The following is a 21,384-nucleotide window of genomic DNA, read 5'->3' as shown; positions in this document are numbered from 1 at the left end:
CTCGACTCAGGGGGTTTGTTGGGTTGCTTGATTGCCGCGTATCACTTCGACACCGGTGCGGCGTGGGCTGCCCTGGGCGAGTTTTTTCGGGGCTTGGGCGAAGGCCAGTTGAGTGAATTGGTAGAGGTCGCGGTTGGCGCTTTGCAGGTTGCCCGGCGCATCGCTTTCGCCGGCCCAGTAGTGGCTCAGCAAGCGTTCATCGGCGCTGCGCACGGCCAGGCGCAAGGTGCCAGCCTGGGTCGCCAGCATCAGTCGGCTCAGCAGTTGCTCGGGCACCGCCAGCACCACGGTGCGAGAGGGCGCGTGGCGTTGGGCTTTTTCTTCTGCGGTGAGCGCCGGTGGTGTGGCAGGGGCACCGTCGTTGGTCAGGCCCATTTGATCGCCGACGCTGAGCAGGCGCATGGCCGGGACCACCACCTGAGCCGACGGCTGAACGTTGTTGGCGTCTGCACGCAGAAACAGCATCACGTCGACATAATCGCCAGGGCTCAGTTGCCCGCCGGCATTGATCACTTCATCCACCGCGACGGCGAGCGCACGTTCATCGGGCCGGATCATTCGCGACAATGCACTGCCGGCTTCGAAGCTTTCAGCGTTGAGCCAGGTGCCTGCGGTCAGTGCGCGCCACGGCGTGCGACCAATGGCCTGATCGAGTCTGGTCAGACTGCCGGCCGGGGCGGTGCGCAGTTTTTCCAGGGTCACGTCGGCGGCGGTGATTTGAACGAAGGGCGCCACATCGCGCAGCAGCACGACAACGGGTTGACGGGTGGGATCGTCTACCGGCGCAGGTTCCGGAACAGGTGCGGTGGCGACAGCGTTCGGCGGTGTGACGGGGTCGGGGGCCGGTTGTCGACTCAGTGTCAGCCCCCAATAACCGGCAATGATGGCACCCACCAGAAAAAAACCGGCCAGACCCATGGTGACTCGGCTGTTCATCACGGCTCTCCCTTTCCTGCTGCTTGATGACTCGTAAGGTCCAACGAGATAACTTCGCAATCAGGCAGCTTTGACCTTCTAACTATTTCGCTATTTGACGTTAGCGCAGTTAGATCAAAATGCCATTACTCCTTGGAAAATATCTAACGAAAGTAAGAGGCTATCGTGCCAAACCTGGTTTTTTGGCGTCGATTGGCCGGTTAATACTTAAGTATTAATTCGTTCTTACAGTTGTTGGTAAGCGGAATGCCGACAATGCTGATGCTGGCACAGGGGAATCATGTTGCGGCCATGCAACACCCGGCACCCTCCAAGGAGAAAACGTCATGTCCCTCACTCAGTTTGTTCAGCGGCTGAAGTCTGAAGTCGTCTTCTACATCAACCTGGCGAAAGACACCGAAGGGGCTTCGGGTATTGAGTACGCCATTATCGCGGGGATGGCGGCGGTCGCACTGGCAGCTTTCATGGAGCCGATCTCGGGTTCGATTACTTCGATCTTCACCAGTATCGAGGCGCTACTGACGGCGGCGGCGCCTTGATCGATGCCGTTTGCCAACGGGCCTGAGTGGTTCTAACGTCAGCGCTTAGTCCAATGCAGGAAGACCCTATGAACGCTCTCGCATTCCCACGCCAACAACTCCTTCTGGTCGATGACGAAGAGGATGCGTTGCTGGAACTGGCGGAGCTGCTTGAGGGCGAGGGCTTCAATTGCTTTACCGCAACCTCGGTCAAACTCGCCCTGAATCATTTGACCCGCCATCCTGATATCGCCCTGGTGATCACCGATCTGCGCATGCCGGAGGAAAGCGGCATGTCGCTGATCAAACGCCTGCGCGAGCACACCTCCCGCCAGCATTTACCCGTGATCGTGACATCCGGCCATGCAGACATGGAAGATGTCAGCGACATGCTGCGCTTGCAGGTGCTCGACCTGTTCCGCAAGCCGATCTATCACGTGCGGTTGCTGGAGACGCTCAATAACCTNGAGCCACCGCCATCGCGAGCAAGCTCGCTCCCACAGTAGATCTTCAGTGTTCACAACATTTGTGGACGACAAAGATCAATGTGGGAGCGACCTTGCTCGCGATAGCGATCTGACAGACACCAATGAGCAATCAGGCAATCGGCCGCCAATGCCCCACCATGTGCTCCAGATCCCCCGCACCCATTAACTGAAAGTCCCCACTGGACCCTGCCGCACTGGCCAGCAATATCACCTCGCTGGGCAACCGCACCGGTTTCCTGAACTGCACCGCAATCTCGACATTTGCCGTGGGCAGATGCTCACTCAACGCTGCCAATGTCCGGGCCTTGTTCCACAACCCATGAGCAATGGCCGTCGGAAAACCAAACAGCTTGGCGCTTGCCGCACTCAGGTGAATCGGGTTGTAGTCCCCGGACACTTTCGCGTACTGCCGGCCAATATCCGCCGGCGCATTCCAGCGAGCCACTTCCGTCATATCCAGGGTTGATGCCAACACGTCCTCGACCGGTTCGCCTTCCAGCTTGACCCCGCGGCAGAGCATCTGGCTTTCAGCCTCCCACAGCGGCCCCAACTGATCGTCCAGCGACGTCACCAGGTCGAACGTCGCCCCTTTGGCATGGGGTTGCAGGTTCTGCACCTGCACGCTGACCCGCACGCGGTTGACCCCGCCCATGGGGCGCAAGACGCGGATGCGATTGCTCAGATGAATCAGCCCCAGCAGCGGGAACGGAAAGTCCTTGGCCGTGAGCAATTGCATCTGCAAGGCAAACGCCAGGATGTGTGGATAGGTCGGCGGCAGTAGCCCGTTATCGGCAAAACCACAGACCTTGCGATACGCTGCCAGGCGTTTCGGATCGACTTCGACCCAGCAGCGCAAACCGGTATCGGGCAACGTGGTGCCCGTGATTTTGCGCCGCGTTGCCGCCTTTACGTACAGCCCCGTCAGGCTCGGTTCGCGGTTGAGGGTGTGCCAATCGGTGATCATTTTCATGCCCCCAGGACGCTTTGGCCGCAGACTCGCAACGCTTGCCCGGTGAACGCGCCGGTCCCCGGTTGAGCAAGCCACGCGACTGCTTCGGCAACGTCTTGTGGCAGGCCGCCCTGGCCCAATGAACTCATGCGTCGCCCGGCCTCACGCAGGGCGAAGGGAATGTGTGCGGTCATCTGGGTTTCGATAAAACCAGGGGCGACCGCGTTGATGCTGATGCCGCGTTCTTTGAGCAAGGGTGCCCACGCCTGTGCCAGCCCGATCAGCCCGGCCTTGCTCGCCGCGTAGTTGGTTTGCCCGCGATTGCCGGCGATACCGCTGATGGACGCCAACAGAATCACTCGCCCGTTGTCATGCAAGGCGCCGCTGTCGAGCAGGGCTTTGGTCAGCACTTGCGGCGCGTTGAGATTCACCGCCAGCACGGCGTCCCAGTATTCCGGGGTCATATTGGTCAGGGTTTTATCGCGGGTGATGCCGGCGTTGTGCACCACGATGTCGATGCCGTCCGGCAGGTGTTCGATTAATTGCGCGGCGGCGTCTTCGGCGCAAATGTCCAGGGTGATGCTGCGCCCGCCGAGACGCGCAGCGAGTGCATCGAGATCGGTTTTGGCCGGAGGCACGTCAAGCACGATCACATCGGCACCGTCACGGGCCAGGGTTTCGGCAATGGCGGCGCCAATGCCACGCGCGGCGCCAGTGACCAGCGCCTTGCGCCCGGCCAGCGGGCGAGTCCAGTCCGACACCTGCGTAGCGCAAGCCTTCAAGCGGACCACCTGACCTGACACAAACGCACTTTTGGGCGAGAGGAAAAACCGCAGCGGCCCTTCGAGTTGATCCTCGGCGCCTTCACCGACGTAGATCAGCTGCAAGGTGCCGCCGCTGCGCAGTTCCTTGGCCAGCGAGCGACTGAAACCTTCCACTGCACGCTGTGCGCTGGCGGCGAACGGGTCGGTCAACGTCTCTGGGGCGCGGCCAAGGATCACCAGGTGGGCGCTGTGCTCAAGATTTTTCAGCAACGGCTGAAAGAACTCGCGCAGCTGTTTGAGCTGGTCGGTGTGCTNCAAGTCACTGGCGTCGAACACCACGGCTTTGAGCTTGGGGCCGTGGCCGGGAATCCACGCGGTGGCCAGGGAAGGCTCGGCGCCGTAGCTGTAGATCGCGTCGGTCAGGCGGTTGGCGAAGGCACTGACTTTTTCCGCCAGCGGGCCGCCGCCAATCAACAGCGCCCCCTCGACAGGCCGCAGCCGGCCTGCTTGCCACCGCTCCAGGCGTACCGGAGACGGCAGGCCAATGGCGGCGACCAGGCGATGGCCGAGGCTTGAGTTGGCGAAGTCGATATAACGGTCAGACATGGAACGCACTCCGGCAGCTGGGGTTCAAAGTGTGGACCACGAATGGCAATCAGTCGTTCGATCCACGAGATAAGGCCTACGCTTGAACTCAGCAGATTAGTTGGAACACCGGATTTGNAGATTAGTTGGAACACCGGATTTGTGGGCAATGAGATCACTGTGGGAGCAAGCTCGCTCCCACAAGGTTCTGTGTTCATATTTGAGTATTTTCAAGGAGCTTTTCATGACCCAACTGCGCCGCGTCGCGATTATTGGCGGTAATCGCATCCCCTTCGCCCGCTCCAATGGCCCTTATGCCACGGCGAGTAATCAGGCGATGTTGACGGCGGCGCTGGAAGGCCTGATCGAACGCTACAACCTGCACGGCCTGCGCATCGGCGAGGTGGTGGCGGGGGCGGTCCTAAAACTGTCCCGAGACATGAACCTGACGCGCGAGTGCGTGCTCGGTTCACGGTTGTCCCCCGGCACCCCGGCNTACGACATTCAGCAGGCGTGCGGCACCGGCCTGGAAGCTGCGTTGCTGGTGGCCAACAAGATCGCCCTGGGACAGATCGATTGCGGCATTGCCGGTGGCGTCGATACCACCTCGGATGCGCCGATCAGCGTCAGTGAAGGTTTGCGCCGGGTGCTGCTGCAAGCCAATCGCGCCAAGACCACCGGCGACAAACTGAAATCCTTTCTGCAGCTGCGTCCCCGGGACTTGATCCCGGAATTCCCGCGCAACGGAGAGCCGCGTACCGGTTTGTCCATGGGCCAGCACTGCGAGTTGATGGCGCAGACCTGGCAAATCCCCCGCGCCGAGCAGGATCAACTGGCGCTGGAGAGTCATCAAAAACTCGCGGCCTCGTACACCGAAGGCTGGCACAACGATTTNATGACGCCGTTCCTCGGCCTGACCCGCGACAACAACCTGCGTCCGGACCTGACCCTGGAAAAACTCGCCTCGCTGAAACCGGCCTTCGAGAAAAGCGCCAAGGGCACGATGACGGCGGGCAACTCCACGCCGCTCACCGATGGCGCGTCGCTGGTGCTGCTGGGCAGTGAAGAATGGGCGAAGGAACGTGGCTTGCCGATCCTCGCCTATTTGCGTGACGGCGAAGCCGCGGCGGTGGATTTCGTCAACGGTGCCGAAGGGCTGTTGATGGCGCCGGTGTACGCCGTGCCGCGCCTGCTGGCGAGGAATGGCCTGACATTGCAGGACTTCGATTACTACGAGATTCACGAAGCNTTCGCCGCGCAGGTGCTTTGCACATTGAAGGCCTGGGAAGATCCCGAGTATTGCAAAACCCGTCTCGGCCTCGATGCGCCGCTGGGCTCCATCGACCGCAGCCGCCTCAACGTCAAAGGCAGTTCATTAGCAGCCGGTCACCCGTTTGCCGCCACCGGCGGGCGCATCGTCGCCAATCTGGCCAAATTGCTGGATGCAGCGGGCAAGGGTCGAGGCCTGATCTCGATCTGTGCCGCCGGCGGCCAAGGCGTGACGGCGATTATCGAGCGCTGATCAGTTCGGCGTTCTGCTGCGCGATGCGTTCACGGTTGCGGTTGGCGTAGTTCTCGGCCATCACCGAGCAGACGATCAACTGCAACGGGTGATAAATCATGATCGGCAGCAGAATCAAGCCCAGGCCCGGGTTGGCGCCGAAGATCAACGCCGCCATCGGCGCGCCGGCCGCCAGGGATTTTTTGCTGGCGCAGAACACCGCCGCGATCTCATCGGCCGGGCTGAACTTCAAGGCGCGGGCGGTGCGGGTGGTCATCCACAGGATGATCGCGAGCAGGATCGCACTGCCGATCAGCGCGCTGAGAATCACGCCGTTGCCCTGTTGTTGCCACATCCCCGAGACCATCGAGTTGCAGAACGCCGAGTACACCAGCAACAGAATCACCAGCTTGTCGACGATGCTGGTGTAGCGCTTGTGGCGGGCAAAGAACTTGCCGAACAGCGGCCGCAACAGTTGGCCGAGCACCAGCGGCAACAGCAACATGGCGCAGAGGTCGAGCAGGGTCGAGCCCAGATCGATGCCGCCGGCACCGCTGCCGACCACCAGGCTTACCAGCAACGGCGTCAGGAAAATCCCCAGCACGCTGGACAGGCTCGCGTTGAGAATCGCTGCCGGCACGTTGCCGCCCGCACTGCCGGTCAGGGCCACGGAAGACGAAATGGTCGACGGCAGGGCGCAGAGGTAGAAGAAGCCGAGCATCAGCAGCGACGGAACGTGCGAACCCAACAGCTTGTCACTCAGCCACCAGATCAGCGGGAACACCGCGAAGGTGAAACCCTGAACCATCACGTGCAGCTTCCAGTTCTTCAGGCCATGGCTGATCTGCTCGCTGGACAGGTTGACCCCGTGCAGGAAAAACACCAGGAACACGCCGATGTTGATCACATACTCGGCGTGCATCCCGCCGCCCGAGGCGCCGAAGACCGGGAAGAAATACGCCAGCAGCGTGGCAATCAGCATGCCGCACAAGAACCAGTCGGTGACCACGCGTTTGAGGTGTTTGAAGGCATGCATAACGGCCACCGAATACATTTGTAAGAATTGATGACTTAGCCTAACGTCGGCCCTATCTGCCGTCTTGCGACATAAGGCCAATCAATGCCGACTAACGGACAACTTTCCCTCGAACGGGCCATCCCGACGCTGAAAGCGTTGCCGCGTCCGCTGTTCGCACGGGCGGAAAGTCTGAATGCCGGGTCGTGGACGCCCCCTCATCGCCACGATTGGGTGCAGTTTTCCTACGCCATCAGCGGCGTTCTCGGCGTGCACACGGCGGAGGGCAGTTTCTTTGCGCCGCCGCAGTGGGGGATCTGGATTCCAGCGGATCTCGAACATCAGGTGGTGACCTCGATGCGCGCCGAAATGCGCAGCCTTTACGTGCGCCGCGAAGACTGCGAATGGGCCGACGGGCGTTGTCGGGTGCTGGAAGTCACGCCGCTGGCCCGGGAACTGATCAAGAGTTTTTGCTTGCTGCCGGTGGAGTACCCGCAGGGCGACAGCCAGGAAGCGCGGTTGGTGAGTGTGCTGCTGGATCAGTTGGCGAGTCTGCCGGAGGTGGAATTTTCCCTGCCGTTGCCGCGGCATGAGCGGCTGCTCGGGTTGTGCAATGAGCTGATCGAAAGCCCGGAGCACGCCGTAACGCTGCAGGAATGGGCGCAGCGCCTGGGCACCTCGGAAAAGACGCTGATGCGCTTGTTTCAGCGCGAGACCGGGTTGAGTTTTCGCGGGTGGCGACAGCGGATGCGGTTGCTGTCGTCGCTGAGTTTGCTGGAGGAGGGTGACAGCGTAACGAATGCGGCGCTTTCTTGTGGGTATGACTCGACGTCGGCGTTTATTGCGGCGTTCAAAAGCTTGTTCGGCTTCACGCCCGGTGAACTCTTCAAACAGTGACGGCCCCATCGCGGGCAAGCCCGCTCCCACAGTGATTGTTGGTGTTTCACGATTTGTGTGGACACCCAATAACCTGTGGGAGCGGTTTGTGTGGACACCCAATAACCTGTGGGAGCGGGCTTGTCCGCGATTGGCCGCGCAGCGGCCACCGGGACTCGGGATCAGGTCCTGAAGCGACGAACCAACCCGTCCAGTTCATTCGACAATCCGGCCAGGCTCTGCGAATCCAGCCGCGCCGAGTTTGCCAGTTCCGCCACCAGTTGCGCATCGCCATGGATCTGGCTGATGTGCCGGTTGATGTCTTCGGCCACGTGATGCTGTTCTTCCGCCGCCGTGGCGATTTGCGTGTTCATGTCGCGAATCACATCCACCGACTCACGAATCAGCCCGAAACTGCTGCGCGCTTCACCGATGCGGGTCACCGATTGTTGCGACACTTCCAGGCTCGCATGCATCTGTTGAGTCACTTGGCTGGTGCGCTTGGCCAGGTTGCCCAGCAAGCCATCGATTTCCGCGGTGGAATCCGNCGTGCGTTTGGCCAGCGCCCGCACTTCATCNGCCACCACCGCAAAGCCACGNCCTTGCTCACCGGCCCGCGCNGCTTCAATGGCGGCGTTCAGTGCCAGCAGGTTGGTCTGTTCGGCAATCGAGCGAATGGTCCCGAGGATCGACTGAATGTCGTTGCTGTCGCGTTCAAGCTGTTGCATCGACTGCGCCGACTGTTCGATTTCCTGGCTCAAGCGATCAACGCTGGTTACGGCTGCATCAATCTGTTGCTGACCTTGACGCGCCTGACGCTGGCCACTGTCGGCGGATTCCGCCGCCTGGCTGCACGANCGCGCCACTTCGTTGGCGGTGGCGACCATCTCGTTGAAGGCGGTGGACACCAACTCCACCGCCTCACGCTGGCGCCCGGCGGCTTCAGCCATGTCGCTGGAGACCTGGGTCGAGCTCTTCGAGGTGGCGAGGATCTTGGTCGCGGCGCCGCCGATGCTTTGGATCAGGGTGCGAATTGCCGTCAAGAACTGATTGAACCAGTTGGCCAATTGCGCGGTTTCGTCGCTGCCACGGATTTCCAGGTTCTTGGTCAGGTCGCCTTCACCTTGGGCGATGCCTTCCAGGCCGCTGGCCACGCTGCGGATCGGTCGCACGATGACACTGGCGAAACTGGCGCCGAGGATGGCGAAGAATACTGCCAGAACGGCGGCGATGATTGCGATCAGCCAAGTCAGTTGAGTCGCGGAGCTCATCACATCGTTTTGCTTGATCAGGCCAATAAAGGTCCAGCCCAGTTGCTCCGACGGCCAGACGTTGGCCATGTAGCGTTCGCCGTTCAACTCGACTTCCACCAGGCCTTTGCCGGCCTTGCCCAGTTGCGCATAACCCTCGCCGAGGCTGCTCAAGGCCTTGAAGTTGTGTTCCGGTTGTTTCGGATCGACCAGTACGGTGCCGGTGTTTTCCAGCAGCATCAGGTAGCCGGTTTCACCGAGCTTGATCTGTTTGACGATTTCGGTGAGCTGCTTGAGCGTCACGTCGATGCTGACCACGCCACCGTTGGTGCCCAATTTGTTGTCGATGGTGCGCACGGTGCTGACGTAGGTCGCATCGTCCTGGGCCCAGTAATAGGCCTCGGTGCGGAATGGCTTGCCCGGCTTGGCCTGAGCCGCCTTGTACCAGGGGCGCTGGCGCGGGTCGTAATTGTTCAGCTTGGCATCGTCCGGCCAGGACACGTAACCGCCGGCCGCGGTGCCGAGGATGGCATAGGCGTAGGACGGATGGCTGTTGCCCAGGTCCTGCAGGAGGCTGAAGACCTTTTTGTCCATCTCGCCCTGGGGAATGCTCTCGGCGTTGGCGCTCATGTAGGTCTTGAGGCTGTCGTCGGAGTTCTTGATCAGCGGTTGTCTGGCCAGGTAGTCGACGTTCTGGCTGATGCCGTCGAAAAACAATTGCATGGCGTTGCTGACCTGACGAATTTCACGGCCACTGCCGTCGACGAAATTCTCCTTGGCGTCACTGCGCAAGTTCAGCACCACGAGGGTGGCGACCAGCACCACGGGCAGGCAGGCGATGATTGCAAACGCCCAGGTCAACTTCTGTTTGATGTTCATCCGCGCTCCAGATTTTTCTTGTAGGCCCACGCAGTGCAGATGACTCGCGGATTATTAGCAGCCGTAAACGTATTTGATCAACCCGGATCCCTGAGCGCGCCATCGTTTTTGTTGTCGGAACGATTGTCGGACAAATCACTCTGTCACTGAGGACTTCGGCTGAATTAAGGGGAAATTGAGGGTGGGTGAGAAATATCCTACGGAGGGTGTGAATTCAGGTGTCAGCTTCTGTCGCAAATGCCTTCACACCCCTTAGCCACCAAGTGGCGCTGGCTCAGCTATGATCTCGGGCGGCCCATGACGACCGAAAGGGGATAGCCGATTAATTCGGCACATTGTGTGCATCACGATGTTCATAGGTCGGCAACCCCTCCCCCGAACGAGTGGATTGCCGTATAACGAATGACTTTCGCGTATTTGGTAATAAAGGACCCACAATAAAAGCTGATGAAGACTCCTAAACGCATTGAACCCCTGATCGAAGACGGTCTGGTCGACGAAGTGCTGCGCCCACTCATGAGTGGTAAAGAAGCAGCTGTTTATGTGGTGCGCTGCGGCAACGAATTGCGTTGCGCCAAGGTTTACAAGGAGGCNAATAAACGAAGTTTTCGNCAGGCGTCCGAATACCAGGAAGGCCGCAAGGTCCGCAACAGCCGCCAGGCCCGGGCCATGGCCAAGGGCTCCAAGTTCGGCAAGAAAGAAACCGAAGACGCCTGGCAGAACGCNGAAGTGGCGGCTTTGTTCCGCCTGGCCGGTGCGGGTGTCCGGGTGCCCAAGCCGTATGACTTCCTCGAAGGCGTACTGCTTATGGAACTGGTGGCCGACGAGTACGGCGATGCCGCGCCGCGCTTGAACGACGTAACGCTGGAGCCGGACCAGGCGCGCGAATACCACGCCTTCCTGATTTCCCAGATCGTGCTGATGCTGTGTACCGGCCTGGTGCACGGTGACCTGTCCGAGTTCAACGTACTGCTCACGCCGACGGGCCCGGTGATCATCGACCTGCCCCAGGCGGTGGATGCGGCGGGCAACAACCACGCGTTCAGCATGCTGGAGCGGGATGTGGGCAACATGGCTTCCTACTTCGGGCGCTTTGCCCCGGAGTTGAAGACGACCAAGTACGCCAAGGAAATGTGGGCGTTGTATGAAGCCGGCACCTTGCACCCGGCCAGCGTCTTGACCGGCGAGTTCGACGAGCCGGAAGAGTTGGCGGACGTGGGCGGTGTCATACGCGAAATCGAGGCGGCACGCCTGGATGAAGAGCGCAAGCAAGCGGTGCGCGCGGCAGATGACGCGCCACCGGGCAAAACCGAAGAACCGCCTCCGCCGTGGATGCAGTGATCGGTTGACGAAAACCCGGCTTCGGCCGGGTTTTTTGCAACACTCCCCCTGTAGGAGCCTGCTTGCTGGCGATGAGGCCATCACATTCAAGCCGGCTGCTACAAGGATTGTGTACTCCTCCACACTCAAGGACTGAATGTGAACCCCTCCACCCGCAACGCCCAACTGATCATCGCGGCCCGTCTGGTCTCGGACTTCGGCGCCTTTCTCAACATGGTCGCCCTGGCCACTTACGTCTACCTGCTCAGCAACAGCGCCATGAGCGTTGGCATTTTCCTCGCCAGCCGCGTGGGCGGAGGGGTTTTCGCCAGCCTGATCGGCACTTCGTTCTATCGCCGCTGGGCCGGGCGCATTCCGCTGATTGCCTTTGATTTGCTGCGCGCAGGGCTGTTGGGCCTGTTGCTGGTGCTGCCGGTCGCCCAGCAAGCGCTGCTTTTACCGTTGATCGCGTTCGGCCTGGGGTTTGGCAACTCAATGTTCGCCATCGGCCTCAACAGCCAGTTGCCGCACCTGATCGAAGGCGAACACCTGCTCAAGACCAACGCCTGGATCACCTCGGCGTCGTCGGCGGCCATGGTCGGCGGGAGCCTGGTGGCAGGACTGTTGGTGGCGGCCTTCGGCTTTGAAACGGTGTTTGCGTTGAACGTGGTCACTTATCTGCTGGCCGCTTTGTTCATCCTGCCGTTGCGGTTTTCGAGACTAGCGTCCGGTACCGAGCCAATCACGCCGCGTGGTGAATGGCACGCCTTGCGCCAAGGCTTGCGCAGTACACCCGTGGTGGCCGCGATGCTCGCCGTCACCATGGCCGACACCTTGGGCAGCGCTGCACACAACGTCGGCTTTCCGATCATTTCCCGGTTACTGACGCCCGAATCGGCCAGCACCACGCTGGGCCTGATGCTGGCTGTCTGGGCGTGCGGAAAGCTGATCGGCGCGCGAATCGCCAGTCGCCTGAAAGGGTCGGACAATGCACACCTGGAGCGACGATTTTTCTTCGGGGTGTTGCTGATGTCCTGCGGCTTCATCCTGATGTTCCAGCAGCAGACCCTCTACGGTTTGCTGCTGTTCTCGTTACCGGCCGGATTGGGTGACGGCTTCTCCGAGGTCGGCCTGATGTCGCGCCTGCAACGTGAACCGGACAGCCTGCGCCTGCCAATCTTCAGCTTGCTGACACTGCTGCAAATGACCGGGTTCGGCGTCGGCATGTTGATCGCCGCGCCGTTCTATTCGTGGTGGACGCCGGGGGCCGTGGTGCTGCTGTTCCACGGTATTCCCCTGACCACGTTGCTGGCGGTGAAGGTGCTTGCGATCAGGGGCGAACGGGTGGCGCGCAGCAGCCCGACTCCAGGTTCTTGAGGATCGGGCAGTCGGGGCGATGGTCGCCCTGGCAGTGTTCGACCAGGTCCTGCAGGGTGTCGCGCAACTGACCCAACTCGCGGATCTTCTGGTTCAGCTCGTCGATGTGCTGGCGCGCCAAGGCTTTTACGTCGGCGCTGGCCCGCTGCCGGTCTTGCCACAAGGTCAGCAGCTTGCCGACCTCTTCCAGTGAAAACCCCAGGTCCCGGGAGCGTTTGATGAACGCCAGCGTGTGCAGGTCGTCGTCGCCATAAACGCGGTAACCGCTGTCGGTGCGATGGGCGGCCTTGAGCAAGCCGATGGATTCGTAATAGCGAATCATCTTCGCGCTCAGCCCGCTCTGACGGGCTGCCTGGCCGATGTTCATGGGTGTTGATCCTCCAAATCCTTGGGCTTCCAGGTTTTCAACAGTAACGCATTGCTCACCACACTGACGCTGGACAAGGCCATGGCCGCACCCGCCAATACCGGGTTGAGGAAGCCGAACGCCGCCAGCGGAATACCGATCAAGTTATACACAAAGGCCCAGAACAGGTTCTGGCGGATTTTGGCGTAGGTCTTGCGGCTGATCTCCAGCGCGGCCGGCACCAGGCGTGGGTCGCCGCGCATCAGGGTGATCCCGGCCGCGTGCATCGCNACGTCGGTGCCNCCGCCCATGGCGATACCGATGTCGGCGGCGGCCAGGGCCGGGGCGTCATTGATGCCGTCGCCGACCATTGCCACTGCACCGGTTTTTTTCAGTTCGGCGACGGTGGCGGCTTTGTCTGCCGGCAAGACTTCGGCGTGCACATCCGTAATGCCCAGCGTTTCGGCAACCACTTTGGCGCTGCCGCGGTTGTCGCCGGTGAGCAGGTGGCTGCTGATGTGGCGTGCGCTGAGTTGTTGCACCGCCTGCAGCGCGCCGGGTTTGAGCGTGTCACCGAACGCGAATAGGCCCAACACCTTCGGCTCGGGGCTTTGTTCGATCAACCAGGAGAGGGTACGGCCTTCGGTTTCCCACGCGGTTGCGGAGTCGGCCAGTGGCCCTGCGCTCAAACCGCTTTCTTCCAGCAGCCTGCGATTGCCCAAGGCCAAACGGCGGCTATCGAGCGTGCCGGCGATGCCGCGACCGGTCAGCGATTGACTGTCGCTGACATCGGCCACGGTCAAACCGCGTTCGGCGCAGGCGTCCAGAACCGCCTTGGCCAGCGGGTGTTCACTGCCGCGTTGCAGGGCGCCGGCCATTTGCAGCAGGGCGGCTTCGTCACCGTTGATGGCACTCAGATGAGCGATGCGCGGCGCACCCGAGGTCAGCGTGCCGGTCTTGTCGAACACCACGGCGCTGACTTCATGAGCACGTTCGAGAGCTTCGGCGTCCTTGATCAGAATCCCGTAGCGCGCGGCGACGCCGGTGCCGGCCATGATCGCCGTCGGCGTGGCCAGTCCGAGTGCGCAAGGGCAAGCGATCACCAGCACGGCGACGGCGTTGATCAACGCGGTTTCGATCGGCGCGCCGTACAACCACCAGCCGATCAAGGTTGCCAATGCAATCAACAGCACGGTCGGCACAAACACCTGACTGACTTTATCCACCAGCTTCTGAATCGGCGCTTTGGCGGCCTGGGCGTCTTCGACCAGGCGAATGATCCGCGCCAGCACGGTTTCCGCCCCCAGCGCTTGAGTGCGAACCAGCAACCGGCCTTCGCCATTGATGGCGCCGCCGGTGACCTTGTCACCCGGCTGTTTCGGCACGGGCAGGCTTTCGCCGCTGATCAAGGCTTCGTCGGCATGGCTCTGGCCNTCCACCACTTCACCGTCCACCGGGAAGCGTTCGCCGGGTTTGACCCTGACCAGGTCGTTGAGGCGCAAGGCGCTGATGGCGACGTCCTGCTCGCGTCCTTCAAGCACGCGAATCGCGCGCTCGGGGCGCAAGGCTTCGAGGGCGCGGATGGCACTGGCGGTCTGGCGTTTGGCGCGGCTTTCCAGGTACTTACCGAGCAGCACCAGGGCGATCACCACCGCCGAGGCTTCGAAATACAAATGCGGCATGCGCCCGGCCGCAGTGGCCCATTCGTAAAGACTCAAGCCATAACCGGAGCTGGTACCGATGGCGACCAGCAAATCCATATTGCCGGCGCCGGCGCGCACGGCTTTCCAGGCGGCGATATAGAAACGCGCGCCCAAAATGAACTGCACCGGCGTGGCCAGGGCGAACTGCACCCAGGCTGGGAGCATCCAGTGCACGCCAAACGGTTGCAGGAGCATTGGCAACACCAGCGGCAGGGCGAGGGCGATCGCCATGATCAACGCCCAGCGCTCACGGTGCAGGCGCTGCTGTTGCTGATCGGTTTGCGGGTGTTCGACTTCCCAGACGCTGGCGCTATAACCGGCCTTGGTCACAGCGGCGATCAAGGTTTGCGGATCGATGTGTCCGAGCAGTTCCAGGTGCGCCCGTTCGTTCGCCAGGTTGACGCTGACGCTTTGCACCCCNGGCACTTTGGCCAGCGCCCGTTCGACGCGGCCGACGCAGGAGGCGCAGGTCATGCCGTCGAGGCTCAATTCCAGACTTTGCTGCGGCACACTGTAACCGGCCTGCTGCACCGCGGCCATCAAGGCCGGCAAGCTGTCGCTGGGCGCCTGGACCCGCGCCTGCTCGGTGGCGAGGTTGACGCTGACGGCAGAAGCGCCGATGACTTTGCTCAAGGCACGCTCGACACGCCCCGCGCAACTGGCGCAGGTCATGCCGGCAATCGGCAGATCGAACGTAGTGGATTCGGACATCGGTCGCGCTCCCTGTAGAAGATGCCTACAGGATCAACCTTGCCATGCTGGCAAGGTCAAGCGCCATGTCTCAGATCAAAAGACCGGCACCTGATCGTTCCCACGTCGAGGCGTCGAACCGTCTGCGTGGGAATGCAGCCCGGGACGCTCCGCGTCTCATTTCAAAGCCGAACGCGGAGCGTCCGTTGAGGCACTCCCACGCAGAGCGTGGGAACGATCGGTGTGGCGATTAGTAGTCGAGAGCGGTGGGCTTGAGGTACATCCCTTCCTGCGTCATCGCAATCCGGAACTTCAACACGTCCCCGGCCTTGAGCGAGATGTTCTGCGAGCCCGGTGCGAGCATGCCCGGGTTGCAACCCGGTGCCTGGCCCGGCAACAGCTTGAGGCGCAGGGACACATTGCCCGGTGGCAAATTGAACGAGGTGCTTTGTTCCTGGAACAGCCGCGCCGACAGTTGGTCCTGGATGTAGACGCCGATCTCGCAGGAGGTCGCGACTTCGAGGCGCTCGCGGGAAATGATCAGTACGCCATAGTCCTCCCCGGCGGCTTGAACCGAAGGTGTCGCGGCAAATAGGCTGAGGAAGCCAAACAGGCTGAGAGCTGACCAGCGCATGGCTGAATCTCCTGAAGTCGAGTCATTGATGCTCGCAGCTTGGCCGAGCGCGACGCCGATTGCCAGCCCGGCAGATTTCTGCAGAACTTGACCTTGCCATGGAGGCAAGCTCGAGACTGCTCGCAACCTCATAAAAGGAGCCACACCATGCAAGTGTTCAACGTTCAAGGCATGTCCTGCGGTCACTGCGTCAAAGCCATTACCCAGGCGCTGCAAGCCAAGGATCCTGCGGCCAGCGTGCGGGTCGATCTGGCGGCAAAGGAAGTCGGCGTTGAAAGCGCGCTGACGACCGATCAAGTGATTGCCGCGATCACTGAAGAAGGCTACGAAGCGAAAATCGTCTAAAGCACACCACAAATCCCTGTGGGAGCGAGCTTGCTCGCGATGACGGAGTGTCAGTCGATATCAATGGTGAATGACACACCGCTATCGCGAGCAAGCTCGCTCCCACAGGTTTTGCATATTTCCGGGGAGTTTTAATAGTTAGCGAGCTATCGGAATGTTCAAGGCGCCCATGCGCGGCTAGACTGTCGGGCTGCCGACCCATGCCCAACTGGATGCCTGATGAACTTCCGTACCATTTTGATTCTTGGCGCCCTGAGCGCTTTCGGCCCGCTGGCGATCGATTTCTATCTGCCGGCGTTCCCGGCGATGGCACTCGCGTTCGGCACCGACGAGAAACATGTCCAGCTGACGCTGGCCGCGTACTTCCTTGGCCTGTCCCTTGGTCAACTGGCCTACGGACCGGTGGCGGATCGCTTCGGTCGACGGATTCCCTTGTTGACGGGGGTTGGATTGTTCACCGCCGCCTCCCTGGCCTGCGCGTTTGCGCCGAACCTGGAATGGTTGATCGGTGCGCGATTCATTCAGGCCCTCGGTGGTTGCGCCGGGATGGTGATCGCCCGTGCGGTGGTCAGTGACAAGTGCGATGCGGTGGGTTCGGCGAAAGTCTTTTCGCAGCTGATGCTGGTGATGGGCCTGGCACCGATTCTCGCGCCCATGCTCGGTGGACTGCTGGTCAACACCACCGGCTGGCAGTCGATCTTCCTGGTGCTGACCGGATTCAGTGCGCTGGCAGGGTTGGCCGTGGCAATCGGGTTGCCGGAGAGCCTGCCGGCCCACGTACCGCGTCAACCGTTGTCGGGGGCTTTACGTCAGTACGGTCGGCTGTTGTCGGATCCGGTCTACCTCGGCTACGCCTTGACCGGCGGCATCTCGATTGCCGGGATGTTTGCCTACATCGCCGGCTCACCGTTCGTATTCATCAAACTCTACGGGGTCCCGGCTGAGCATTTCGGCTGGCTGTTCGGGACCAACGCGGCGGGTTTCATTCTGGTGGCGCAGGTCAATGCGCGACTGCTGGCCAAGCGCGGCCCGGCATTCCTGCTGGTGCGTACCGTGTGGATTTACCTGGGGGCGGGCCTGACGCTGCTCGCCGTCAGTGCGCTGCACACCGAACAGTTATGGCCGCTGCTGATTCCGCTTTTTATCTGCATCGCAAGCCTGGGCTGCATTTTCCCCAACACCTCGGCCTGCGCCATGAGCGGGCAAGGNGCCCGCGCCGGCAGTGCGTCGGCGATGCTCGGGTGCCTGCAATTCAGCGTCGCCGCCGGAGCGGCAGCGTTGGTCGGTGTTTTACACGACGGCAGCGCCGTGCCGATGGCCATGGTCATCAGCCTGTGCGGGATTCTGGTGGTGAGCGCGGCGATGCTCACCCGGCGTTTGCAAAATGCCCGGGCATTGGCGCAAGCCCAGGTCTGAGGACGGACTCAGCCAGCGGCGCGCTGCTGGCGGTCAGGGAATTGATGGGGCGCGAGCAATCGCGCTTCAAGGGTCTTGGTGAAGGCAAGCGCTTCAGCTTCGCTGCGGAACGTTACAGCGTGTTGGTCCAGACGGACCTGCCACTGGGATTTAGCCACTTCTTTTATCAGGATCTTCATTGCTGACCTCCTTATGTAAAAGATTGCATCGCAGAGGTTCCGATTGTAGACCTGAATACGATCGCAATTGTGACAAGGGTCAACTCTCGGACTGACGGTGTCGCCCAAATGGGCAACACCTGTATCAGTTTGTTTCAGAACCCTTCGAGCACAATCTTGCCCTTGGCCTTGCCGCTTTCCAGCAGCGCATGGGCGCGGCGCAGGTTTGCCGCATTGATAGTCCCGAAGTGTTCGCCGACCGTGGTTTTCAGCGTCCCGGCGTCGATTAGCCCGGCCACGCGGTTGAGCAAGTTGTGCTGCTCGATCATGTCCGCCGTTTCGAACATCGAGCGCGTGTACATGAACTCCCAGTGCAGCGACAGGCTCTTGCGCTTGAGCTTGCTCACATCCAGCGCCTTGGGGTCGTCGATCAACGCCAGCTTGCCTTGTGGCGCCAATGCCTCGACCAGTTGATCCAGATGCTGATCGGTCTGGGTCAGGCTGGCGACGTGGGTCACAGGGTCTACGCCAGCGCGTTTGAGTTCTTCACTCAACGGCTGGCTGTGATCGATCACCAGATCGGCGCCCAGTTCGCGTACCCAGCTCTGGGTTTGCGCACGGGANGCGGTGCCGATGACTTTCAGCGCGGTGAGCTGGCTGGCCAGTTGGGTCAGGATCGAACCCACACCGCCAGCGGCGCCGACGACCAGCAGGCTCTGGCCTTCGTCCTGTTTCCCTTCACGTACTTGCAGGCGCTCAAACAGCAGCTCCCAAGCGGTGATGGCGGTCAGCGGCAGCGCGGCGGCATCGCTGAAACCCAGGCTTTTGGGCATGTGGCCGACGATGCGTTCATCCACCATGTGCAGCTCGCTGTTACCGCCCGGGCGGACCAGGGAGCCGGCGTAGAACACCTTGTCACCGGCTTTGAACANCGTCACTTCACTGCCGACGGCCTTCACCACACCGGCCACGTCCCAGCCCAGCACCTTNGCCGCGCCATCTTCAGGCTGGACATTTTGGCGGACCTTGGTGTCGACCGGGTTCACCGAGATGGCTTTGACTTCCACCAACAAGTCGCGCGGGCCGGCAACCGGTTCTGGCAGTTCGATGTCTTGCAGGGCATTGGCGTCGCTGATCGGCAACGAGGTGTAGTAGGCGATGGCTTTCATGTGGGGCTCCTGAACAGTAATAGATGAAGGGATCAAGCCACGGTGCGCAGGCGCTTGAGGTCGAAGTGCTCGAGAAAGTCGCCGGCCTTGGCGCGGAAGTTCTGCACATGGGCGCTGGCGTCGTGGGCTTGCAGGGCTTCGTCGCTGCTCCAGTGTTCAATCATGTAGAACGCGAGTGGATTGGCCAGGTCCTGATGTAAATCGTATTGGCCGCAACCGGCCTCGGCGCGGGTCGGTTCCACCAGCGCACGCAGGTGCTGTTCAAGGGCGTCTTGCTGGCCAGGTTTGGCAATGAGGGTGGCGATGGCGGTGAAAGGCTGGGACATGGTCGGCTCCGCAAACGGGGTGATTTCGATGGGACAGATGATTGGCTATTTCTCTGCAAGATAAAACCCGCTAAAAGAGCAGTCTCTTTCAATATTTTTTTGATAATCGAGGCTGAAAATGCTGCGTTTCGATGACTTGCAGTTATTCGTCCGGGCTGCGGACCTGGGGAGTCTGTCGGCGGCGGCGCGGGTGATGGACATGTCGGCGGCGGTGGCCAGTGCGGCGTTGAAGCGCATCGAACAGCAACTCGGCGCACGCTTGCTGGCGCGATCCACCCGCAGTTTGCGCCTGACCGCCGAAGGTGAGGGCTTTCTGGAATATGCCCGGGCCGCCCTGAGCAATCTCGACGAGGGTCGACGCTTATTGGCCAGCGGTCAGGATCAGGTCAGCGGGATTCTGCAGTTGTCGGCACCGTCGGACTTTGGCCGCAACCTGTTATTACCGTGGCTCGACGAGTTCCAGCGCGAACACCCCAAACTGACCGTGCGCCTGTTGCTGGGCGACCGCATCGCCGACCTGTTCCGCCAACCGGTGGACATTGCTCTGCGTTACGGCGAGCCGGAAGACTCAAGCCTGGTGGCACTGCCCATCGCGGCGCAGAACCGTCGCGTGCTCTGCGCCGCGCCGAGTTATCTGGCCAGGCATGGCGAGCCGCGGCATCTGGAACAACTGGCGCAGCACAATTGTTTGTTGTTCATGCTCGGCAGCCGGGTTCATGACCACTGGAGTTTCCACGANGGCAAACGCGAGGTCAGCCTGACGGTGACCGGGGACCGCTTCAGTGACGACGCCGATGTGGTGCGCCGCTGGGCAGTGGCGGGGGTCGGGATTGCTTACAAGTCCTGGCTCGATGTCGCCGCCGATGTGCTCGCCGGCCGGTTGAAAGTGCTGATGCCGGAGTTGCTCTGTGAGCGCGCACCGCTGAATTTGCTGTGCGCCCATCGCGCACAATTGAGTAAGCCAGTGAACCTTTTACGGGAAATGCTTGCCAGCCGATGCGCTTATTTAGGCAGTCAATTTCCGACGATATCGGGCATCGATCATTAGTCGCAGGCAAATAGCGAAATTTCTGTCAGGAACTATCACCACCCACGCTTTCCCAAGGGCAGGAACCGGCGGTTAACCCGCTTATACTAGCGCCCGCCTCATGTACGCACCGTCGATCCGCGATGGCGATGGCCTCACGGTCATCATCCGACCTTCGCCACACCTGCGAAGCAATGGCATGGGTGAGTAGGGGCTTTGCCCGGCTTATGGCGGTTTCCGCGTCTTGGCCGACGACACATTACTGGTCAAGATGTCTCTGAGCAGCAGACGAAACGATTCAACAGGGAGTGAATACATGGAACATGCACCTTGCATCAGCCAGATCGCCACATTGCTGGCTGACCCCAAGCGCAGCGCAATGATGTGGGCCTTGATGGATGGCTCGGCGCGGCAGACCGAAGAGCTGGCGCTATTGGCCGGCCTGTCACCGTCTTCGGCCAGTGCACACCTGGGGCGTTTGTCCGCCGGAGGTCTGTTGAAAGTCGAAATCCGTGGGCGCAAACGCTTTTTCCGCCTGGCCGCGCCTGAAGTGGGCGCGGCAATCGAAGCACTGGCCAGCGCGACGCTGGCCAGCACCCCGCAGCCCGTCCCGGACGTCTTCAAGCGCACCAGCCCCATCGCCAAACCTCAGGCGGCGCCATCGTCGTTGTTGCGAGCCCGACTGTGCGACGACCATTTGGGAGGCACCCTGGCCGCCGATCTTTACCAGCGGTTGCTGGATGCCGGCTGGATCGAGCAGTTCGAACAGCGCGTCATGATCACCCACAAGGGGTCCACACAACTGGCCTCGCGCGGGGTTTTCATTCAGGCCCTGGCCCATCGCAACAGTCGAGTGGCCTGCGCCTGTCCGGACTGGAGCGAAAGACGCCCGCACATGGGCGGTTCGCTGGGTGCTGCGTTGTTGCAGCTGTTCATGCAGTCCGGCTGGCTGAGCCTGCCCAACGATTCGCGCGCCTTGCAGATCACGGCCACGGGGCAGCGGGAGATCCATCGTTTCGCCAGGGAAACCGAGCTGGAAATGGCGCTTTAGCGCTGTTTGATCGACTAAATCGCTAGCCGGCTGAACACAGAACCTGTGGGACCGCCNTCGC

21 protein-coding genes and 1 pseudogene are annotated in these 21,384 nt (G+C 61.3%); 10 read left to right on the top strand and 12 right to left on the bottom strand.

The annotated features are described in order from the left end of the window. Positions 1 to 6: 6 nt before the first annotated feature. On the bottom strand, positions 7 to 936 hold the full coding sequence (gene cpaB / locus B7L09_RS13955; RefSeq protein WP_094469295.1) for a Flp pilus assembly protein CpaB: 930 nt from the start codon (positions 934 to 936) through the stop codon (positions 7 to 9). Positions 937 to 1,262: 326 nt separating this feature from the next. Here cpaB and B7L09_RS13950 point away from each other — a divergent pair, with 326 nt between their 5' ends. Further along, positions 1,263 to 1,475, top strand: a complete 213-nt coding sequence (locus tag B7L09_RS13950; RefSeq protein ID WP_010463828.1) for a Flp family type IVb pilin — start codon at positions 1,263 to 1,265, stop codon at positions 1,473 to 1,475. Between the two features lie 68 nt (positions 1,476 to 1,543). After that, positions 1,544 to 1,960, top strand: coding sequence for a response regulator (locus tag B7L09_RS13945; RefSeq protein ID WP_094469294.1), 417 nt, complete (start codon positions 1,544 to 1,546; stop codon positions 1,958 to 1,960). 91 nt (positions 1,961 to 2,051) lie between these two features. Here the strand turns inward: B7L09_RS13945 and B7L09_RS13940 are convergent, their stop codons facing one another. Both B7L09_RS13940 and B7L09_RS13935 read right to left on the bottom strand, forming a co-directional pair. Further along, positions 2,052 to 2,906, bottom strand: coding sequence for a MaoC family dehydratase (locus B7L09_RS13940; protein WP_094469336.1), 855 nt, complete (start codon positions 2,904 to 2,906; stop codon positions 2,052 to 2,054). 2 nt (positions 2,907 to 2,908) lie between these two features. Then, a complete protein-coding gene (locus B7L09_RS13935) occupies positions 2,909 to 4,261 on the bottom strand; it encodes a 3-oxoacyl-ACP reductase (protein ID WP_094469293.1) in 1,353 nt (450 codons plus the stop codon). Positions 4,262 to 4,484: 223 nt separating this feature from the next. Here B7L09_RS13935 and B7L09_RS13930 point away from each other — a divergent pair, with 223 nt between their 5' ends. Further along, positions 4,485 to 5,762, top strand: a complete 1,278-nt coding sequence (locus B7L09_RS13930; RefSeq protein WP_094469292.1) for an acetyl-CoA C-acetyltransferase — start codon at positions 4,485 to 4,487, stop codon at positions 5,760 to 5,762. Here the strand turns inward: B7L09_RS13930 and B7L09_RS13925 are convergent. Beyond that, entirely contained in the window at positions 5,749 to 6,777 is a 1,029-nt protein-coding gene (locus B7L09_RS13925; RefSeq protein ID WP_094469335.1) for a bile acid:sodium symporter family protein, read from the bottom strand. The genes B7L09_RS13930 and B7L09_RS13925 overlap by 14 nt on opposite strands. Before the next feature lie 84 nt (positions 6,778 to 6,861). Here B7L09_RS13925 and B7L09_RS13920 point away from each other — a divergent pair, with 84 nt between their 5' ends. Then, complete coding sequence (locus B7L09_RS13920) at positions 6,862 to 7,653, top strand: AraC family transcriptional regulator (RefSeq protein ID WP_094469291.1); 792 nt, start codon at positions 6,862 to 6,864, stop codon at positions 7,651 to 7,653. 161 nt (positions 7,654 to 7,814) lie between these two features. Here B7L09_RS13920 and B7L09_RS32820 read toward each other — a convergent pair whose 3' ends face one another. Then, positions 7,815 to 8,582, bottom strand: a complete 768-nt coding sequence (locus B7L09_RS32820; protein WP_438269324.1) for a methyl-accepting chemotaxis protein — start codon at positions 8,580 to 8,582, stop codon at positions 7,815 to 7,817. A 90-nt stretch (positions 8,583 to 8,672) separates the two neighbouring features. Next, positions 8,673 to 9,605, bottom strand: a pseudogene (locus tag B7L09_RS32815) (cache domain-containing protein); the annotation flags it as partial. Between the two features lie 603 nt (positions 9,606 to 10,208). Between B7L09_RS32815 and B7L09_RS13910 the strand changes: the two are divergent. Both B7L09_RS13910 and B7L09_RS13905 read left to right on the top strand, forming a co-directional pair. Beyond that, positions 10,209 to 11,102, top strand: coding sequence for a PA4780 family RIO1-like protein kinase (locus B7L09_RS13910; protein WP_094469289.1), 894 nt, complete (start codon positions 10,209 to 10,211; stop codon positions 11,100 to 11,102). 138 nt (positions 11,103 to 11,240) lie between these two features. After that, entirely contained in the window at positions 11,241 to 12,458 is a 1,218-nt protein-coding gene (locus B7L09_RS13905; RefSeq protein ID WP_094469288.1) for an MFS transporter, read from the top strand. Here the strand turns inward: B7L09_RS13905 and cueR are convergent. From cueR to B7L09_RS13890, 3 genes are all read right to left on the bottom strand, one after another. After that, positions 12,412 to 12,825 (bottom strand): Cu(I)-responsive transcriptional regulator, encoded by a 414-nt coding sequence (cueR, locus tag B7L09_RS13900; protein ID WP_094469287.1) that lies wholly within the window; start codon positions 12,823 to 12,825, stop codon positions 12,412 to 12,414. The genes B7L09_RS13905 and cueR overlap by 47 nt on opposite strands. Further along, complete coding sequence (locus tag B7L09_RS13895; protein ID WP_094469286.1) at positions 12,822 to 15,218, bottom strand: heavy metal translocating P-type ATPase; 2,397 nt, start codon at positions 15,216 to 15,218, stop codon at positions 12,822 to 12,824. The genes cueR and B7L09_RS13895 overlap by 4 nt, the downstream gene beginning before the upstream one ends. A gap of 229 nt (positions 15,219 to 15,447) precedes the next feature. After that, the gene (locus B7L09_RS13890; RefSeq protein ID WP_094469285.1) at positions 15,448 to 15,831 is read right to left on the bottom strand and encodes a hypothetical protein; all 384 of its coding nucleotides are present in this window, start codon (positions 15,829 to 15,831) and stop codon (positions 15,448 to 15,450) included. 147 nt (positions 15,832 to 15,978) lie between these two features. Between B7L09_RS13890 and B7L09_RS13885 the strand changes: the two genes are divergently transcribed. Together B7L09_RS13885 and B7L09_RS13880 are read left to right on the top strand one after the other, a co-directional pair. Further along, positions 15,979 to 16,176, top strand: coding sequence for a heavy-metal-associated domain-containing protein (locus tag B7L09_RS13885; protein WP_094469284.1), 198 nt, complete (start codon positions 15,979 to 15,981; stop codon positions 16,174 to 16,176). 219 nt (positions 16,177 to 16,395) lie between these two features. Next, complete coding sequence (locus tag B7L09_RS13880) at positions 16,396 to 17,592, top strand: multidrug effflux MFS transporter (protein ID WP_094469283.1); 1,197 nt, start codon at positions 16,396 to 16,398, stop codon at positions 17,590 to 17,592. Positions 17,593 to 17,600: 8 nt separating this feature from the next. Here the strand turns inward: B7L09_RS13880 and B7L09_RS31990 are convergent, their stop codons facing one another. The 3 genes from B7L09_RS31990 to B7L09_RS13870 form a co-directional block, all read right to left on the bottom strand. Further along, entirely contained in the window at positions 17,601 to 17,771 is a 171-nt protein-coding gene (locus tag B7L09_RS31990) for a hypothetical protein (protein WP_165557415.1), read from the bottom strand. A gap of 134 nt (positions 17,772 to 17,905) precedes the next feature. Then, the gene (locus B7L09_RS13875) at positions 17,906 to 18,919 is read right to left on the bottom strand and encodes a zinc-binding alcohol dehydrogenase family protein (RefSeq protein WP_094469282.1); all 1,014 of its coding nucleotides are present in this window, start codon (positions 18,917 to 18,919) and stop codon (positions 17,906 to 17,908) included. 32 nt (positions 18,920 to 18,951) lie between these two features. Then, a complete protein-coding gene (locus tag B7L09_RS13870) occupies positions 18,952 to 19,245 on the bottom strand; it encodes a putative quinol monooxygenase (protein WP_010463795.1) in 294 nt (97 codons plus the stop codon). A 118-nt stretch (positions 19,246 to 19,363) separates the two neighbouring features. Between B7L09_RS13870 and vimR the strand changes: the two genes are divergently transcribed. Further along, positions 19,364 to 20,293 carry a transcription regulator VimR gene (vimR, locus tag B7L09_RS13865; RefSeq protein WP_094469281.1) on the top strand — a complete coding sequence of 310 codons (930 nt, stop codon included), beginning with the start codon at positions 19,364 to 19,366 and terminating at the stop codon, positions 20,291 to 20,293. 295 nt (positions 20,294 to 20,588) lie between these two features. Then, on the top strand, positions 20,589 to 21,323 hold the full coding sequence (locus tag B7L09_RS13860) for an ArsR/SmtB family transcription factor (RefSeq protein WP_094469280.1): 735 nt from the start codon (positions 20,589 to 20,591) through the stop codon (positions 21,321 to 21,323). Positions 21,324 to 21,384: the final 61 nt, after the last annotated feature.

The organism is Pseudomonas mandelii (genome assembly GCF_002251635.1).
GTDB lineage: Bacteria > Pseudomonadota > Gammaproteobacteria > Pseudomonadales > Pseudomonadaceae > Aquipseudomonas > Aquipseudomonas mandelii_B.
The sequence above is the reverse complement of the archived record's forward strand: the minus strand, read 5'-3'. Positions and strand labels throughout refer to the sequence as shown.

What these genes read in the sequence shown, in the direction of transcription:
- cpaB (WP_094469295.1), bottom strand. Translation starts at nt 936, where the DNA reads ATGAACAGCCGAGTCACCATGGGTCTGGCCGGTTTTTTTCTGGTGGGT.
- B7L09_RS13950 (WP_010463828.1), top strand. Translation starts at nt 1,263, where the DNA reads ATGTCCCTCACTCAGTTTGTTCAGCGGCTGAAGTCTGAAGTCGTCTTC.
- B7L09_RS13940 (WP_094469336.1), bottom strand. Translation starts at nt 2,906, where the DNA reads ATGATCACCGATTGGCACACCCTCAACCGCGAACCGAGCCTGACGGGG.
- B7L09_RS13925 (WP_094469335.1), bottom strand. Translation starts at nt 6,777, where the DNA reads ATGCATGCCTTCAAACACCTCAAACGCGTGGTCACCGACTGGTTCTTG.
- B7L09_RS13920 (WP_094469291.1), top strand. Translation starts at nt 6,862, where the DNA reads ATGCCGACTAACGGACAACTTTCCCTCGAACGGGCCATCCCGACGCTG.
- cueR (WP_094469287.1), bottom strand. Translation starts at nt 12,825, where the DNA reads ATGAACATCGGCCAGGCAGCCCGTCAGAGCGGGCTGAGCGCGAAGATG.
- B7L09_RS13890 (WP_094469285.1), bottom strand. Translation starts at nt 15,831, where the DNA reads ATGCGCTGGTCAGCTCTCAGCCTGTTTGGCTTCCTCAGCCTATTTGCC.
- B7L09_RS13885 (WP_094469284.1), top strand. Translation starts at nt 15,979, where the DNA reads ATGCAAGTGTTCAACGTTCAAGGCATGTCCTGCGGTCACTGCGTCAAA.
- B7L09_RS31990 (WP_165557415.1), bottom strand. Translation starts at nt 17,771, where the DNA reads ATGAAGATCCTGATAAAAGAAGTGGCTAAATCCCAGTGGCAGGTCCGT.
- B7L09_RS13870 (WP_010463795.1), bottom strand. Translation starts at nt 19,245, where the DNA reads ATGTCCCAGCCTTTCACCGCCATCGCCACCCTCATTGCCAAACCTGGC.
- B7L09_RS13860 (WP_094469280.1), top strand. Translation starts at nt 20,589, where the DNA reads ATGGAACATGCACCTTGCATCAGCCAGATCGCCACATTGCTGGCTGAC.